The organism is Chryseobacterium sp. X308, from assembly GCF_020733145.1.
Taxonomy (GTDB): Bacteria; Bacteroidota; Bacteroidia; order Flavobacteriales; family Weeksellaceae; genus Chryseobacterium; species Chryseobacterium cupriresistens.
Map to the genome: position 1 here is coordinate 81,880 of NZ_JAJFZH010000001.1, position 16,569 is coordinate 98,448.

The window sequence follows — 16,569 nt, forward strand, 5'->3', positions numbered from 1 at the left end:
TTTATTTCTTTAAATTTTCCTGGAATTTTTCAACTGCACCTTCGAAGAAAATGATCTCACCAGCGTTTACTAAATCGTAAGAACTGATCTCGTTGAAGTTCATTACTTTAGTTTTAGGTAAGTTTCTTGAAGATAAATACACATTCTTGTTAGCTTCAGGAAGAACGAATAAAGATTTTTTACCGTTAAGTTCCAATGCATTTAATACATTGATGAAATCTTTAGTCTTAGGAGCGTCAAAGCTCACATCTTCTAAAACTTTAATGCTGTTGTCTCTCATTTTTTGAGATAAAACAGATTTCTTAGCCAATCTCTTAAGAGCTTTGTTCAATTTGAATCTGTAGTCTCTTGGTTTTGGTCCGAATACTCTACCTCCACCTCTGAATACTGGAGATTTGATATCACCGTATCTAGCAGATCCTGATCCTTTTTGCTTCTTAAGCTTTTTAGTAGAAGCAGTAATTTCGCTTCTTTCTTTTGCTTTATGAGTACCTTGTCTTTGAGCAGCAAGATACTGTTTAACTTCTAAGTAAACCGCGTGCTGATTTGGCTCAATTCCGAATACTGTTTCGTCTAGAGTTACTTTTCTTCCGGTCTCTTTTCCTGATGTATTTAATACTACTAGTTCCATTTTCTGATAATTACATAAGAATTTTTAGCTCCCGGAACAGCACCTTTTACTACTAAAAGATTTTGTTCTTGATCAACTTTTAACACTTGAAGGTTTTGAACAGTTACCTGCTTACCTCCCATTCTTCCAGCCATTCTCATCCCTTTGAATACTCTTGAAGGGTCTGAACCAGCACCGATAGAACCTGGAGCTCTAAGTCTGTTGTGCTGACCATGAGTTGCCTGCATTACACCTCCAAATCCGTGTCTCTTAACAACACCCTGGAAGCCTTTACCTTTTGAAGTTCCTGTTACGTCAACATATTCACCTTCAGCGAATAAATCAACTTTTACTTCTTCTCCTACTTTTACTTCATCAACGAACTCTCTGTAGAATTCAACTAATTTAGCTTTAGGAGCAGAACCAGCCTTTTTAAAATGACCAGCTAACGCTTTACCAACGTTCTTCTCACTCTTGTCATCGAAACCTAACTGAACAGCTTTATAACCGTCTTTTTCTAAGGTTCTGACCTGTAAAACCGAGCATGGACCAGCTTGGATAACTGTACAAGGAATGTTTTTTCCTTCTTCGTTAAACAAAGATGTCATACCGATTTTTTTACCAATAATACCTGACATTGTTTATATTATAATAAAATTTATCCTTTATTTATCCCCATTTTTCGGAAGTCTGAAGTAATTTCTACTTTTGATATAGGCATACTACGCCCCTAAAATGAGTGTGCAAATTTATGAATAATTTTGTAACTGACAAATATTTCGACTAAAATATTTTGATTTTTAATCATTTAGCAGTTTCAGAAAAAAAACTATCCAAAATTTTGAAATTATTCTTTGAAGTTTAAAAGAAAGTCATTAATATATTTTTTTCCGGCATCCGATTTTCTTACCACCAGATAATGTTTTCTTTTCAAACCCTTACTTCCGATTTTTTTAAATTTCAGCTCATCAGACAGCCTGAATGAATGTAATGCCCATTTCGGCATACAGGTAATCCCCATATTGGCCTGCACCATTTCCAAAGTAACTTCTGTTAGCGGAACTGCTGAAATCTTCACAGGCATCATTCCGCTGGGATTAAGAAACCGATCGTAAACAGAAACGGTTTCTAAAGGAAAAGAATGAATGATTAAATGAGCATCCCGAAAATCCTCAGCACTAAGATATTCAGTATCATTTAAAAGGTTTTCCTGATGAATTACTGCATAAACTTCATCCTCAAAAATCTCAATGCAGGTCAATTCCTTATTTACGGAAGGTTTTGAAGTGACCACTGCAATATCAATTTCATTGGATATGATTTTTTCCACAGGCTTATGAGTTGCTTCCAATACCAGATCCACTTCAATCTCAGGATATAATACTTTCATTTTCTGAATAAATAACGGCAGTCCCTGATAAAATGAGTAACATTCTGTACTGATTTTTATGGTACCCGCCGCTCCGGCTCTTATCTGTTGAATCTCATTCAGGCCATTCCCTATACTATCTATTACCGTACATGCAGTTTTGTAAAGCACACTTCCCTCCTCAGTAAGCTCCCATTTGTTCCTTGCCCTGTAAAACACTTTAAACCCGAGCTGGATTTCCAGATCTTTAAGCTGATGGCTTAATGCTGACTGTGTCAAAAAAAGTTTTTCAGAAGAACCTGCAATACTCCCTTCCTCCGCAATTGTTTTAATAAGTTTTAAAAACTTGATTTCCATAGCGCAAAGATAATCATATAACAAAAAACACTATCTGAAAATATTTCATGTAACACTGCAGAACATTCAATTTCAATCTTAGGAAAAGAATAAACCCTAACATAGTTTTGCACTACAAACAATTTAACATTATGCAAGAACAAATTGAATTCTACCAGAAAAAATTAATGTATGAAATGGATCCTTCAGATTTATATGATGTATTTCAAAACAGTACAGATTATATAGCAGTGGATACAAGAAAACGAAATGGCTACAGCAAAGAGCACATCCCATCTGCAATTAATCTGCCGCATCGGGAAATGACAGAAGAAAGCACCCGGCACCTTGACAAGTCAAAAATATATGTCTGCTACTGCGACGGGATAGGCTGTAATGCTTCCACAAAAGGAGCTTTAAAAATGACTCAATTAGGATTTAAGGTGATGGAATTAATAGGAGGAATTGAATGGTGGAAATTTGACGGCTACGCCACAGAAGGAACAGATCCTACCAATGGTTCCGCTTTTGTATGCGCCTGCTAATCCATCAACAAAAAGATATGAAAATAAGATTCGCCGAAGAAAAAGACATAAGTTCCATCATTGAATTGTGTAAAGCCCATGCGCACTATGAAAGAAACTTTTTTAAGGAAGAAAACAAAAAGAAACAGCTCGCTAAACACCTCCTTGATCCGGATTCCCATATAAAATGTCTGGTAGCAGAATCTGATACTGAAATAACAGGATATGCAACATTTTTCAAACAGTTCTCCACCTGGGACGCAGGTTACTATATGTATGTTGACTGCTTATTCCTAAAAGAGAATGCAAGGGGAAACGGAACAGGAAAACAAATAATGGAATTAATAAAAATCCACTCAAAAGAAGAAGGCTGCTCGATGATTCAATGGCAAACCCCGGATTTTAATACAAGAGCCATTAAGTTCTACACTCTGCTTGGAGCGGAAAGAAAAAACAAAAAGAGATTTTTCTGGAAAGTACAAGTCAAATGATTTCTATTTTAAAATAGAGACCGCCTGAAGTCAGATGGTCTCTATTTTTAACTATTTGATTAAGCTGAATACAATCTATTTTACAATAACCGTAACACCTCTCTCTTCCAACGCGGACCGGTCTTCTTCACCGATACCATTATCTGTGATCAGATAATCTACTTCGTCCAATGAGGCAATTTTACCAAACCCCTTCTTATTCAGTTTGGACGAATCTGCCAAAACGACTGTCTTATCCGCACACTCAATCATTACCTGATTAAGATGTGCCTCCGCCGCATTGGAGGTACTGATTCCAAATTCAAGATCAATACCGTCTACCCCCAGAAAAAGTTTATTACATGAAAACTGTTTGAGAATTCCTTCCGAAATGGATCCTACAATTGAAGTTGAACTTTTCCTCACCTCCCCTCCCAGTTGGATCACATTAATATTAGGATTGTTACAAAGCTCAATAGCCACCCTCAATGAGGACGTTAAAACAGTAAGCGAATTGAAATTCACAAGCATTCTGGCAAGATAATGCATGGTTGTTCCGGACGCCAATATAATACAGTCATTTTCCTGAATCAGTGATAATGCCGCTTTGGCAATAATCTGCTTCGCTTCCACATTGATGTTTTCTTTCTCCCCGACGTTTTTCTCGTAAGCATATCTTACCTGCTTACTTGCTCCTCCATGATTCCTGAAAAGAAGCCCCAGGCTTTCGAGATAGTTCAGATCCTTTCGGATCGTAACTGAAGAAACATTGAGCTTTTCACACAGATCCTGGACAAGTACATGTCCTTTCTCATCCAGCTCTTTAAGTATTTCATCCTGCCTTGGTAATAGCTTTTCCATTTTATTCGTTTCATCAAAATTACCGATTTTTTCCGATATTTTAAAATTTCATTTATTTTCTTTTTGCTTTCATTTTTAATTTATATATTTGAAAACGAAACATAAACGAAACATTTATGAAACGAAACGAAGAACTCAGTAAGTTAACCAATGTAAAAGAATGGGACTTTATTGTCATAGGAGGAGGAGCCAGTGGTTTAGGTTCAGCATTAGATGCGGTAAGCAGGGGATTCAAAACTTTATTGCTTGAATCTCATGACTTCGCAAAAGCAACATCCAGCAGAAGTACCAAATTGGTACACGGCGGAGTTAGATATCTCGCTCAGGGAGATGTCGGATTGGTAAAAGAAGCATTAAAAGAAAGAGGACTCTTAGCAAAAAACGCAGCACATATTGTAAAAAATCAGTCTTTTATTATTCCTAACTATACCTGGTGGGGAGGAATCTATTATAAGATAGGACTATCTGTTTATGATTTTCTTGCCGGAAAATTGAGCTTAGGTAAAACGAAATACATCAGCAAATCAAAAACCATCGAAAAGCTTCCCACTATTGAACAAAATCACTTAATGAGTGGAGTTGTTTACCAGGACGGACAGTTTGACGATGCCAGACTTGCGATCAACCTTACCCAGACTATCATTGAAAAAGGCGGAAGTGCTGTCAACTATGTTAAAGTAATCAACCTTTTGAAAGATGATTCGGATAAAATAATCGGTGTAGTTGCAGAAGACCAGTTTTCTAAACAGCAATATCAGATCCATGGTAAAGTAGTGATCAATGCAACAGGTGTGTTTACAAATGACATTCTGAACATGAACAACCCTAAACATGGTAAACTTGTGGTACCAAGCCAGGGGATTCACCTCGTACTGGATAAATCCTTCCTGAAAAGTGATGATGCCATCATGATTCCAAAAACATCGGACGGCAGAGTCTTATTTGTTGTTCCATGGCATGACAGGGCTTTGGTAGGAACTACAGACACCCTTTTGAAGGATGAAAGCTTTGAACCTCGTGCACTGGAAGAGGAAATCAGTTTTGTATTGAATACAGCGAGACAATATTTAGCTAAAAAACCGACACGTGAAGATGTAAAATCTGTTTTCGCAGGTCTTCGTCCGCTTGCTGCTCCTAAAGACGGAAGCAAAAGTACAAAAGAAGTATCAAGAAGCCATAAAGTCATTACTTCAGAGACCGGATTAGTTTCTATTATCGGAGGGAAATGGACTACCTACCGTAAAATGGCAGAAGATACCGTAAACGAAGCCATGAAAGTTCACAAATTGGGAAACAGCCCGTCTAAAACAGAACATCTTTCCATCCATGGAAATGTAAAACCGGAACAGGTAGACAGAACCAATCATCTGTATGTGTACGGATCTGATATTCCGGCTATCAAAAAATTACAGGAAAGTAATCCGCGCTATGCTCAAAAAATCCACCCTGATCATCCCTTCACCGTAGCAGAAGTAGTATGGGCAGTAAGAGCTGAAATGGCAGAAACCATTGAAGACATCCTGGCAAGAAGAGTACGTTTGCTTTTCCTGGATGCCAGAGCAGCGATAGACAGTGCTCATAACGTAGCAAAAATCATTGCTGAAGAAAAAGGATATTCTGAAGAATGGGCTCAGCAGCAGGAAAATGAATTCATTGAACTGGCAAGAGGATATTTACTGACTCCTTATTCACCTAAAGTAATCAACCTAAATTAGCATTATATACATGAATGAAAAACTAATTCTCGCTCTAGACCAGGGAACAACTTCCTCCAGAGCGATTCTCTTCAATCACAGTGGAGAAATAGAATATGTATCTCAAAAAGATTTCAGACAAATATTTCCTACTCCGGGTTGGGTAGAACACGATCCAAACGAAATCTGGTCTTCACAGATCTCTGTAGCAGCTGAAGTTATTGCAAAGGCAGGAATCTCAGGACTGGAAGTTGCAGCCATCGGAATAACCAACCAACGTGAAACTACAATTGTTTGGGATAAGGAAACCGGTGAACCCATCTATAATGCCATTGTATGGCAGGACAGGAGAACTTCAAAATACTGCGACGAGCTGAAAGAACAGGGACATGCAGAAACCATCAAAGAAAAAACAGGACTGGTTCTGGATGCGTACTTTTCAGCGACCAAGCTGAAATGGATTCTTGATCATGTAGAAGGAGCAAGACAGAAAGCCAAAGAAGGGAAATTATGTTTTGGAACTGTTGACACATGGCTTGTGTGGAAACTTACCCGCGGAAAAATGTTTATCACAGATGTTTCCAATGCCAGCAGAACCATGCTTCTGAATATTCATACTTTAGAATGGGACAATGATTTATTAGAATTGTTTGACATTCCAAGAAACATTCTTCCTGAAGTAAAGCAAAGCAGTGAGATATACGGAGAGACCGCTACTACTCTATTCTCCACTAAAATTCCAATCGCAGGTATTGCCGGCGATCAGCAGGCAGCTTTATTCGGACAGATGTGCACCACTCCGGGAATGGTAAAAAACACTTACGGAACAGGATGTTTCTTATTAATGAACACAGGAACGGAAGCTGTTTCTTCTAAGAACAACCTTCTTACCACTGTAGCCTGGAAAATCAATGGAGAAGTCAACTACGCTCTGGAAGGAAGTGTATTCGTAGGAGGTGCGGCTATTCAATGGCTAAGAGATGGTCTTAAGCTTATTCATTCTTCTGATGAAATCAATAAACTGGCAGCTTCCGTACCAGATAATGGTGGTGTTTACTTCGTACCTGCGCTGACAGGTCTTGGTGCTCCTTACTGGGATCAGTATGCCCGCGGAACCATTGTAGGAATTACCCGGGGAACTACCGATGCACATATAGCAAGAGCAACACTGGAAGGAATTGCATTTCAGGTGTATGATATTGTAAAAGCAATGGAAGCCGATTCAGGAAGAGCTAGTCTTGAATTAAGAGTAGACGGTGGTGCTTCTGCAAGTGATCTTCTGATGCAGATCCAGTCTGACTTATTCGGATTTAAAATTACAAGACCCAAAACACTGGAAACTACAGCACTTGGTGCAGCCTACCTTGCAGGACTTGCAGTAGGATATTGGAAAAGTATTGACGAAATCCAGGAACAATGGATTGTGGACAAGGATTTCCACCCTCAGCTGGCCAGAGAACAAGTGGATAAAATGACCCACTTCTGGAAGAAAGCTGTAAAAAGTGCCCAAAGCTGGATAGAAGATTAACTCATACATTAAAAAAACTTATATGACCCCATTTATTGCAGAAGTTATCGGAACGATGCTTCTTATATTGTTAGGCAACGGTGTTGTAGCCAATGTTGTCTTAAAAGATACGAAAGGAAATAATTCCGGATGGATTGTTATTACTACCGCATGGGCATTGGCTGTATTTGTGGGAGTAACCGTTGCAGGGCCAATAAGTGGGGCCCATCTGAATCCGGCTGTAACCATTGGTCTTGCAACCGCAGGAAAATTTTCATGGGACCTGGTTCCCTCTTATATTGCAGCACAAATGATCGGCGGAATGCTGGGTGCATTTCTGGTATGGCTGTTTCATAAAGATCATTTTGCGATTACGGAAGATGAAGGAGCAAAACTGGCATGTTTCAGTACAGGTCCTGCTATCAGAAAAACATCGTCCAATCTTATCAGTGAGATTATCGGAACATTTGTACTGGTATTCTGTGTATTCTATTTTGCAGATCCAAGTATTTCCCTGCAGGCAGATCCAACCGCCAAAGTAGGCCTGGGTTCCATCGGAGCGATCCCTGTTACCTTTGTCGTTTGGGCAATCGGTTTATCTTTGGGAGGAACTACAGGATATGCCATTAACCCGGCAAGAGATCTTGCTCCTAGAATCATGCATGCCATTTTACCTGTAAAGGGAAGCAGTGATTGGGGATATGCGTGGATTCCTGTAGTAGGTCCGATTACAGGGGCTATTATCGCAGCAGTATTATATGGATTTTTAAAATAAAACAAATGATGAGAAAAATCTTAAAGGGAATCTTCGTTCTTGCTTTAGGCACAGGAAGGTTATTTTCACAGGAAAGTAGTGAAGCTAAGGAAACCAAAGAAGGAAGACTTGATTTTACGGCCAACATTCAGAACAATCACTTATGGAGAGGGCTTATCATTACGGATAAACCTGTAGTGATGGGGAATCTTTCTTACGCCCTGGATGCAGAGAAAAAATGGAAGGTAGGAATCTGGGGAGCTTCTGCATTAGCCGATGATAAGGACAACACCCATTATAAAGAGATCAATTATTATGTTCAGTATTCTGACGGTCGTTTTTATATCGGATTATGGGATCTTTATAATTCCAGAAATATTAATACTGCAGTTGCAGCAGATGACATTTTCAGTTATTCGCAGAGAAGAACTGCCCATATTATTGATTTAAGAACCAATTATACTTTCGGGCCTTCATTCCCGATCAATATTGAAGCTGATATAATGTTATACGGAGGTGCCAATGCCGGAGAAGTAATTCTGGAACCTGACGGAAGCTACAAGAAAAACAGATACTCTACTTACGTTCAGGCAAGCTATCCTGTTATTAAGGGGCAGAAAGTCAATCTGGATGCATTTGTAGGAGCAGGATTCGCGCTCAATGATAAAACGTTCTTATATGGCAATGGCAAAAACAGCTTTGACATCGTAAATGTAGGCCTAAAAGCCGGAAAGGTAGTTAAGATTACTGATCATTATAGCCTTCCGGTGTCGATGATGGCTATGTGGAATCCATCCAATAAGTTTGCAAGGATTCAGCTTGCTGCAACCGTTTTTTAATCTGATTTTAACTCATTATAGAAAGCCACTTCTTTTGGGAGTGGCTTTATTGTTATAAAAAAACTTTCAGTGAAAGAGATTTTGCACAACGCATCATTTAAACAACCGTGTTTTTACGGTGAATGTTTTGCATAAAAATTTTTACATTTGAAAAAAATATCTATGAAAAAGTTTTTCAGTGTAATGATTCTGTGTATCGGTATTTTTACGTGGGCACAGCAGACAGAGCTTCCTTTTATCGGATACAGAGCTTTTGACATTCTGAAAGGATATAGCGGCACCGGTACTCCTCATTATTATCTGGATGTGAAAAATAATGGTGATGTATATTTTGGATATGTCCAGATCAATCAGGCTAGCGGAGAAGAAACAACGGAAGAAATCAATGCAGGGAAATATGCTCCTAATAAGGTCATGAAAGTGGTCTTTAAAAAATATGGGGAAACGTTTTTCCTGAAATTTGATAAAGATAAAATCTACCTTACCGATGAAAAGGGAAATGTTAAAAACCTTGAAGGCTGCTGCTCATCTTCTGACAGCATCAATAAAGAAACCTGCACCTGTGAAAGCGAATTTTTTAAGTAGTACAATAATATATAGAGAGAAGCCACTCCATTTGGGGTGGTTTTCTTGTTGTGGAAAACCACCCCGTCAAATTATAAATTTGCCACCCCTCCGGAGGAGGGGAATCGTTATACAACCTACTGCATTTGAACAAATCATACTACATCAATACAATATTTTTTGCTTATTCCCTTTAATCACCGGGATTTTACGGTTTATATTCTGCCAAAATATCTTTAATTTTGAAGGGTGATTTGCACCAATGAAACATTTAAAAATTTTATTTCTATTTCTTCTTTTCCTTATTGTATCATGCAGCAGGAAAGAGAATCATCCTTACACATTTTATTACTGGAAAACCAGACTGAATCTTGACAATACAGAAAAGAAAGCATTGGATAAAGCAACAGTTCCTTATTTGTACACCAGATTCTTTGATGTAGATAAGGTGAATGGGAAATTTCAACCTGTTGCAGTAATCACCAAAGCCCCAAGTTTTCAGACAAACAAACAGATTGTTCCTACGGTTTTCATTACCAACCAGACATTGCTGGGCATTTCTGCAGATGAGATCAGATTTCTGGCAGAAAGCATTTATCTTTTAATTCAGAAGAAAGCAGAAGAATATCAACTGAAAACCAACAATGAAATTCAAATTGATTGTGACTGGACCGCCGGTACACGAAATGATTATTTTAAATTTCTGAAAGAACTCAAAAGAATTTCCGGAAAAGAAATTACCTGTACCCTTCGTCTTCATCAGGTGAAAGATAAAAAGCAGACCGGAATTCCTCCCGTAGGAAAAGTATATCTGATGTGCTACTCTACTTCATCACCTCTTGAAAACTCCGATAAAAACTCTATTCTGGATGTGAATATTCTGAAAAGTTATCTTTCGAAAATAGAAGATTATCCGATCAAAAATGTTGAAGTGGCACTTCCCATTTATTCATGGGGAATTGTTACCAATCATTTAGGAAAACACAGACTTATTAATGCCTTATCGAAAAGAGATCTGGAAAACTCCAGTTTCAAAAAAATTTCAGATCACGAAGTTGAAGTCATGAAAGACGGATTCTACTTCGGAAGTTATTTGAATAAAGGTTTCAAAATAAAGGCAGAAGAAATCTCTGAAGAACAGCTTAATGACGTTATTGGTTTTTTACAGAAAAAAATCCCACATTTTAATATCATTTATTATCAATTAGATAGTAAATTTGTGTCAGACCGGAAATTTTAAACTCCTGGAGAGAGACACCTGCCAGAACACTACCATCATACAATATTAAACTAAAAAAAAAACACTGCACACCCTATGAAAAAGTATATTCTTTCACTTGCGGTTGTATCACTTTTCTATACGCAATCTGACGCCTGCGCGTGGTCGGATCCTGATTATGATTACTTCAACCTTTTTACGCAAACTATCATCAAGGATAAGGCTTACCTTCCTTTCCTGCATAATTACTCCAGCAGATTTTATGGAGGATATAATTCTGCATTGATTCCTGATGATAATGTGGAAACATGGAAAAAGTTTTTTAACAATCAGCTGAGCTATTCTGAAACCCAGAATCTGGTGTATAAGATCAGTATGAACGACCTGAATGCTTTAAAGAACGGAAACCCAACCAACCCTCTTTTACAAAAGCTAGGCACCGGATTTTACCAGAAATATAAGGAAGGTATTGATTATTTGATTGAAGCCAAGTATCTTGAGCCTTATATGAGCATCAATTATATAGAAAGTGAAAACTCATTCTATTACGACAGGGATGCCAACAGAAAAAATGCTACTGCTCTTGATTATCATAAAACCATCGCTGCTTTAACCTCTTTGTACAACGCAGCGACAAATCCTGAAATCAAGCAGCGTTACGGATATCAGCTGGTACGTCTTAATCATTATACAAGAAATTACGATTCTGCCGTACAGGCTTTCAAAACGTATGTTGCTCCTATCAAATTAAAAGGAACGGTGTACTTTATGTCCTTGGACCAGCTGGCAGGAGCACAGCGGGGATTGGAAATGAACAGTGATGCCAACTGGAACTTCTTCCAGGTATTCATGAACAGTAAAGACCGTAAGGAGTCTGCATTTGTTTCGATGAAACTTTCGGACACAGCCTCCTTCAGCAATATTCTGAAAAGAGCCAACACCAACGAAGAAAAGAACATGGCTTATTTCCTTTTGGGCTATGAAGATTTCAACAATCCTATTCCGATGATGGAAAAGATGTATGAAATTGATCCAGATTCCGAGATTCTGAAGGTTATGGCTGCCAGAAGCATCAACGAGCTTGAAAGAAGCTATCTGCCTACCTATTACTACACTTCAGATGCTCAAAAAGCAACGACGAAGGAAAATTCAACGGATAACACCTCAAAAGATACATCTGCAGATTCAACCAAAACTGAGGTGAAAGAAGAAAAACTTTCTTTCTGGCAGAAAATTGTAAGGTTCTTCAAAAATCTTTTCGGAGGTTCCAAATCTGATAAAACAGGGGATAATGCTAAAGCTGACCAAAGTGATGATGAGCTGTTCAGCAATCCGGACAGAATTCCATTCTATAACAGAACCGGGTATTATTACGATGAGAAGACACAGGACTTCCTTGACAGTCTGGAAAAATTCACAGATAAAACAAAAGAAAAGTCTAAAGATGAATACTGGCAGATTGCAGATGCTTATCTTAAGTTTTTAAAGAAAGACTATAAACAAAGTTCTGAAATACTGAATGATATCAAAACGACCAATCCGGAATATCTGGAAGAGATCAAAAGAATGAAAGTTCTGAACGATATTGTTTCCCAGCCTAAAATTGATGCAGAGTATGAAGATCATCTGATGAAAGAGTATGCAGAATACTTTGTAGAAAAAAAGGTAGAAAAAGATACAGCAACTACAGATCAATTCGATTATTATGGTGAAGTACCTTCAACGGCAGATTTCCTTAAGGATGTTATTGCGAACCGTTACTTCCTTCAGGGTGAAGACGGAAAATCATTCCTGATGAATAATAAGCTTTCGGATCTGCAGTATAATCCGAATTCCAGCCTGGTAAAAAGTGTGGAAGAGTTTTACAGAAAACCAAATAAAACACAGTTTGAACAGCAGATCATCGCCAAAAACATGGACAGCGTAGGTAATATTGATGCCTTCTTCAATACCATTTATGGAGACAGAGCCATGAGACTTGCCGATTTTGAAAAAGCAAAAGCATATTATGAAAAAGCAAAAAGCTTTGCGGGTATTCCAAGACAAAATTATGAATGGACAGAAAAGACTGGCCAAACCATCACTCCAAAACAATACGCTCCCACAGAGTACGATGGATTTAAAAATATTTCAGATCTTGTATTCGGACATAATGTATGGGAAAGTTTCGGAAGCCCTGATACCGAAAGTATGAAAGCGGAAAATTACGCGGATTTCCCATTCATCAAAACAAGTATGAATAAACTTGAGCTGGCAGACGCTTTGATTCAGCTGAAAAAGATCGGAAACGGTACGGATGAAAAAGCGGCAAAAGCCAATCAGCTTATCGGAAACTTATTGTACAATACTTCTATTTTAGGATATTACCGAGAATTGTTTGTTATGGACATTGACAACAGCAACGGAGGTAAATATGATTTCTGGAATACAGACAGAAAGAATCCTTACAAGTATTATTATAAAAACTTCCTTGATACTTCTTATATTGAACCTGATAATTTTGACCTTTCCATCAATTATTATCAAAAGGCGCTTAAGCTTTCCAATAATAAAGAAGAAAAAGCAAGAATCCTATTCCAGATGGCAAGTGCTGAACAGGGTAAATATTATCAGTATGAAGCCAAGGCACCTAAGGATTTTGATTATTCTGATCCGAAATGGTCTGAAAAAGAAGATGCCAGACAAAAAGAAATGGACAATCTTAAAAACCAGAAGTACAGAACTTATTTTGCTCAGCTGAAGGCTCAGTATTCTGACACTGAAACTACCCGAAATCTGATGGGAAGCTGTAGTTATTTCAATTATTTCATGAGATAATATCATCCAAAAAAACCTCTGAGTGATCAGAGGTTTTTATTTTAATTGTTGGCAGGATTATTTTTTTACAAACTTAGTTGTACTCTTTTCTTCTTTATTGTTAATCGTGATAAAGTAGACTCCTTTCACAAGAGCTTTTACATTAATTTTGCCGTCGCCTATAGTTCCCCTTGCAATGATCTGCCCCGGAGCACTGAAAATTTCATAAGAAGCGCTTGAAGAAACATTCGTGACGTTCAATACATCTTCTGCAGGGTTTGGATAGATCTTAACAGATTTCACATTCCCGGCTTCAGACACAGCCAATAAACCGGATACGGTAGCCTGTTTCACTGCGTAGAAAACATTTCCGATTGCTGAAACTCTCAGATGAATCGTTTTTCCGGCTAAAGATGCAGGAATGAAAACGTTTGCCGATCCGTTATTCGGAACTGATGCAGCCAGGTCATTCCAGGTTGCTCCGCCATCTGCTGTATAATCAATTTTTACGTTAGCTACGTTATATGGAGCAGCTGTTGTTCCGGAAACAGTCCATGCAATTGCAGAATTTGCATTGGGTGTCAATGTTGTTGTATTTACAGTAAATGCCGGCGCAGAGCCTACTACAATGGTTTGGGTAGCATAGGCGGTTTGGGCCTGTCCACCCGGTTTATTGTCTCTTACCGTTACACGGAAGTTTGTAGTTCTTGCAACGGTACTTGCTGCTTCAAAATCTGCTGTTTTTTTTACTGTACCTCCCAATACGGTTGCCAGCTTAGGGAAATATCTGGTAGGACTTGTGCTAGGAGCCCAGGATCTGAAGTTTGCACCTGAACTTGTATTTCCGATGTTCGTTTTGGAAACTCCATTACTCAAACTACTTGAGTTCACCTGTTCCCAGCAGTAACTCAAAGTATCTCCATCAGGATCTGTTGCAGATGCTGTTAGCACAAACGCCGTGGATTTTGGAATAGTATAGGTTGTATTCATTGCAGCGACAACAGGTGGATTATTAACAATAGGTGTTTCCACATCAGCAGTTACCGTAACAAGATTAGCCTGTACCTGGTCAATACTTACATTATGAAAATAGGCGTCAGAATGTTGCTGAACATCTGTATTGGCTCCTGTAATTCCGGCGTAGCCCATAATGGTAGATCCCGATCCTGGTTCCACACATACGCCTGTTCCTTCATTAAAACTGTAGGTGTGATTGTCTCCCAATTGATGCCCTATTTCATGAGCTACATAATCTATGTCAAAGTTGTCGCCTTGAGGTATACCGTCCGCAGGAGAAGTAAAACCGCTTCCTTTGTAGTTATTTGGGGATGGTGAGTCACTACAATCAGGATCAACAGTTGTAGATGTATCATTACTTCCGATACAGCCAATACAGCCTGCATTTCCACCACCACCTGTAGCGCCGAACAAGTGTCCTATATCAAAATCGTCATCTGTAACCCCATAAGCTCCTCCATGCAATGTATTCATCAGTTCATAATTCCATTTACACATCTGCCCGGAATCACTGTAAGGATCATTAGCAGCATCGGTAAAGATCAGCCCCGGAGCGTTAATGGCATTGACGTGTACATTAAATTCTTTTTCAAATACACCGTTTACTCTTGATAAAGTGGCATTAATCTGAGTAAGCGCACCGGCAACTCCTCCAAAATAAGCAGTGTATTCACCTGTCACAGACATAGCCAATCTTAAGGTGTGAAAAGTTTTATTACCAGATTTTGCTGCACTGCCTGCATTTTTCAGTTTTTGGAGATTGGCAACAGATTCTTTATCTTCCTTTGTAGAACAGGTAAATGCATGTCCGCTTTTATTAGTCTTTCCATGTACGGAATAGTAGGACTTATCAGATGTTGCCGGCTCTATAAATTCATATTGACCGTCGGCACCAATGATCATAGACTGAAAATCATGGGGAGCAACACTGAACCTGATATATTTGGTTGGATCATCCACTCCGATCCCAACATAGGAACCCAACTGGTATTTGTTAGCCAGAGTCTCATCCATTACTGGAAAGCTGTTGACTATAAATTTCTCTATTTTTCCATCAAGAGTAGGAATAGTAATGGTGATGGGAGAACCTTCGTCTATTTTAGAAGCTCTTAGCAGCTGTGTCCTTATCTGATCAATATCAAGCTGGTAGTAAACAGAATGATCACTTTTTTTTATTATTTTTTGTTGAGGCAGCCCTCTGCTCCATTGTGCATTTGCTGATAATGCTAACAGAAATACCGGCAAACAAAATAATTTTATTTTCATATGTTTTTTTTAATAAAAGTAGATATTTATCAAAAAAAACACTAAAAGCATGGCGGAAAATTAAAAACAATCATTAAAAACGCCATAATATGAATAAAAAAATTAAGAATATATCACATTATTTCACATATTCTGAAAATTTTAAATTAATCCTTTTTTTGTTTCTGTATCCATTCTTCATGTTTTCTTTTGAAGAATTCATATTTATAGTCATGGTTTCTTTCCGCAGCATCAATAGAATGAGAAGTATGAATATCTGCCTCCTTTTTGGCCAGATGTCCTAGCCTTTCATAATAAACATGAAGCTGATCAAGTTCTTCTTCTGTAAGGTCTTCAATATCCACAATACGGTTGCTTGCTTTTTCGTGAGCAGCTATAAGTTCATTCAGTTTAATCTGTATGGCTTTGGAGTCTTTGTTCTGCGCTTTCTGAATCAAAAATACCATCAGAAAGGTAATGATTGTAGTTCCGGTATTGATCACCAGCTGCCAGGTTTCGGAATAATCAAAAAAAGGTCCGGTTACCGCCCATAGCACTACGATAACAAAAGCTCCGATAAAAGCATATGGACTTCCTGTAAATTTTACAGCCCAGTTTGAAAATTTTTCAAAAAAGCGATGGCTCTTTTTTCCCATGACTGTCATTTTAAAGATTAATTAAATGTATAAAATTAACAGGAATCATGAACAATAAATACTGACAAAAAAAACATTAAAACAGAAGTTCTGTCTTAATGTTCTCTG

At 38.2% G+C, this 16,569-nt stretch carries 15 protein-coding genes; 9 read left to right on the forward strand and 6 right to left on the reverse strand.

The window, feature by feature from the left end:
* Position 1: 1 nt before the first annotated feature.
* The 3 genes from rplD to LIV57_RS00455 all read right to left on the reverse strand — a co-directional run bounded on the left by rplD (position 2) and on the right by LIV57_RS00455 (position 2,336).
* Complete coding sequence (gene rplD, locus LIV57_RS00445; RefSeq protein WP_034694672.1) at positions 2–631, reverse strand: 50S ribosomal protein L4; 630 nt, start codon at positions 629–631, stop codon at positions 2–4.
* The gene (rplC, locus tag LIV57_RS00450; RefSeq protein ID WP_002983195.1) at positions 622–1,248 is read right to left on the reverse strand and encodes a 50S ribosomal protein L3; all 627 of its coding nucleotides are present in this window, start codon (positions 1,246–1,248) and stop codon (positions 622–624) included. The genes rplD and rplC overlap by 10 nt, the downstream gene beginning before the upstream one ends.
* A 209-nt stretch (positions 1,249–1,457) precedes the next feature.
* Positions 1,458–2,336 carry a LysR family transcriptional regulator gene (locus tag LIV57_RS00455; RefSeq protein WP_227940905.1) on the reverse strand — a complete coding sequence of 293 codons (879 nt, stop codon included), beginning with the start codon at positions 2,334–2,336 and terminating at the stop codon, positions 1,458–1,460.
* 131 nt (positions 2,337–2,467) lie between these two features.
* Here LIV57_RS00455 and LIV57_RS00460 point away from each other — a divergent pair, with 131 nt between their 5' ends.
* Together LIV57_RS00460 and LIV57_RS00465 are read left to right on the forward strand one after the other, a co-directional pair.
* Complete coding sequence (locus LIV57_RS00460) at positions 2,468–2,860, forward strand: rhodanese-like domain-containing protein (protein ID WP_227940907.1); 393 nt, start codon at positions 2,468–2,470, stop codon at positions 2,858–2,860.
* A 17-nt stretch (positions 2,861–2,877) separates the two neighbouring features.
* On the forward strand, positions 2,878–3,330 hold the full coding sequence (locus LIV57_RS00465) for a GNAT family N-acetyltransferase (RefSeq protein ID WP_227940908.1): 453 nt from the start codon (positions 2,878–2,880) through the stop codon (positions 3,328–3,330).
* Between the two features lie 75 nt (positions 3,331–3,405).
* Here LIV57_RS00465 and LIV57_RS00470 read toward each other — a convergent pair whose 3' ends face one another.
* Positions 3,406–4,170 (reverse strand): DeoR/GlpR family DNA-binding transcription regulator, encoded by a 765-nt coding sequence (locus LIV57_RS00470; protein ID WP_110008548.1) that lies wholly within the window; start codon positions 4,168–4,170, stop codon positions 3,406–3,408.
* Between the two features lie 116 nt (positions 4,171–4,286).
* Here LIV57_RS00470 and LIV57_RS00475 point away from each other — a divergent pair, with 116 nt between their 5' ends.
* From LIV57_RS00475 to LIV57_RS00505, 7 genes are all read left to right on the forward strand, one after another.
* Positions 4,287–5,885, forward strand: coding sequence for a glycerol-3-phosphate dehydrogenase/oxidase (locus LIV57_RS00475; protein WP_227940910.1), 1,599 nt, complete (start codon positions 4,287–4,289; stop codon positions 5,883–5,885).
* Between the two features lie 10 nt (positions 5,886–5,895).
* On the forward strand, positions 5,896–7,392 hold the full coding sequence (gene glpK, locus LIV57_RS00480; protein ID WP_227940913.1) for a glycerol kinase GlpK: 1,497 nt from the start codon (positions 5,896–5,898) through the stop codon (positions 7,390–7,392).
* A 22-nt stretch (positions 7,393–7,414) separates the two neighbouring features.
* On the forward strand, positions 7,415–8,146 hold the full coding sequence (locus tag LIV57_RS00485) for an MIP/aquaporin family protein (RefSeq protein WP_227940921.1): 732 nt from the start codon (positions 7,415–7,417) through the stop codon (positions 8,144–8,146).
* Positions 8,147–8,151: 5 nt separating this feature from the next.
* On the forward strand, positions 8,152–8,964 hold the full coding sequence (locus LIV57_RS00490) for a hypothetical protein (protein WP_227940923.1): 813 nt from the start codon (positions 8,152–8,154) through the stop codon (positions 8,962–8,964).
* Between the two features lie 162 nt (positions 8,965–9,126).
* Positions 9,127–9,549, forward strand: coding sequence for a hypothetical protein (locus LIV57_RS00495; protein WP_227940929.1), 423 nt, complete (start codon positions 9,127–9,129; stop codon positions 9,547–9,549).
* 241 nt (positions 9,550–9,790) lie between these two features.
* On the forward strand, positions 9,791–10,768 hold the full coding sequence (locus LIV57_RS00500) for a hypothetical protein (RefSeq protein WP_227940931.1): 978 nt from the start codon (positions 9,791–9,793) through the stop codon (positions 10,766–10,768).
* 75 nt (positions 10,769–10,843) lie between these two features.
* Complete coding sequence (locus LIV57_RS00505) at positions 10,844–13,564, forward strand: hypothetical protein (RefSeq protein WP_227940933.1); 2,721 nt, start codon at positions 10,844–10,846, stop codon at positions 13,562–13,564.
* Positions 13,565–13,621: 57 nt separating this feature from the next.
* Here the strand turns inward: LIV57_RS00505 and LIV57_RS00510 are convergent, their stop codons facing one another.
* Both LIV57_RS00510 and LIV57_RS00515 read right to left on the reverse strand, forming a co-directional pair.
* Positions 13,622–15,826, reverse strand: a complete 2,205-nt coding sequence (locus LIV57_RS00510) for a zinc-dependent metalloprotease (protein ID WP_227940935.1) — start codon at positions 15,824–15,826, stop codon at positions 13,622–13,624.
* Between the two features lie 146 nt (positions 15,827–15,972).
* Positions 15,973–16,461 carry a low affinity iron permease family protein gene (locus LIV57_RS00515; RefSeq protein WP_227940937.1) on the reverse strand — a complete coding sequence of 163 codons (489 nt, stop codon included), beginning with the start codon at positions 16,459–16,461 and terminating at the stop codon, positions 15,973–15,975.
* Positions 16,462–16,569: the final 108 nt, after the last annotated feature.

Excerpts from the sequence above, each read along its gene's own strand:
- rplD (WP_034694672.1), bottom strand. The coding sequence starts at position 631 with ATGGAACTAGTAGTATTAAATACATCAGGAAAAGAGACCGGAAGAAAA.
- LIV57_RS00495 (WP_227940929.1), top strand. The coding sequence starts at position 9,127 with ATGAAAAAGTTTTTCAGTGTAATGATTCTGTGTATCGGTATTTTTACG.
- LIV57_RS00510 (WP_227940935.1), bottom strand. The coding sequence starts at position 15,826 with ATGAAAATAAAATTATTTTGTTTGCCGGTATTTCTGTTAGCATTATCA.
- LIV57_RS00460 (WP_227940907.1), top strand. The coding sequence starts at position 2,468 with ATGCAAGAACAAATTGAATTCTACCAGAAAAAATTAATGTATGAAATG.
- LIV57_RS00505 (WP_227940933.1), top strand. The coding sequence starts at position 10,844 with ATGAAAAAGTATATTCTTTCACTTGCGGTTGTATCACTTTTCTATACG.
- LIV57_RS00470 (WP_110008548.1), bottom strand. The coding sequence starts at position 4,170 with ATGGAAAAGCTATTACCAAGGCAGGATGAAATACTTAAAGAGCTGGAT.
- LIV57_RS00490 (WP_227940923.1), top strand. The coding sequence starts at position 8,152 with ATGATGAGAAAAATCTTAAAGGGAATCTTCGTTCTTGCTTTAGGCACA.
- rplC (WP_002983195.1), bottom strand. The coding sequence starts at position 1,248 with ATGTCAGGTATTATTGGTAAAAAAATCGGTATGACATCTTTGTTTAAC.
- LIV57_RS00475 (WP_227940910.1), top strand. The coding sequence starts at position 4,287 with ATGAAACGAAACGAAGAACTCAGTAAGTTAACCAATGTAAAAGAATGG.
- LIV57_RS00455 (WP_227940905.1), bottom strand. The coding sequence starts at position 2,336 with ATGGAAATCAAGTTTTTAAAACTTATTAAAACAATTGCGGAGGAAGGG.
- LIV57_RS00515 (WP_227940937.1), bottom strand. The coding sequence starts at position 16,461 with ATGGGAAAAAAGAGCCATCGCTTTTTTGAAAAATTTTCAAACTGGGCT.
- LIV57_RS00485 (WP_227940921.1), top strand. The coding sequence starts at position 7,415 with ATGACCCCATTTATTGCAGAAGTTATCGGAACGATGCTTCTTATATTG.
- glpK (WP_227940913.1), top strand. The coding sequence starts at position 5,896 with ATGAATGAAAAACTAATTCTCGCTCTAGACCAGGGAACAACTTCCTCC.
- LIV57_RS00465 (WP_227940908.1), top strand. The coding sequence starts at position 2,878 with ATGAAAATAAGATTCGCCGAAGAAAAAGACATAAGTTCCATCATTGAA.
- LIV57_RS00500 (WP_227940931.1), top strand. The coding sequence starts at position 9,791 with ATGAAACATTTAAAAATTTTATTTCTATTTCTTCTTTTCCTTATTGTA.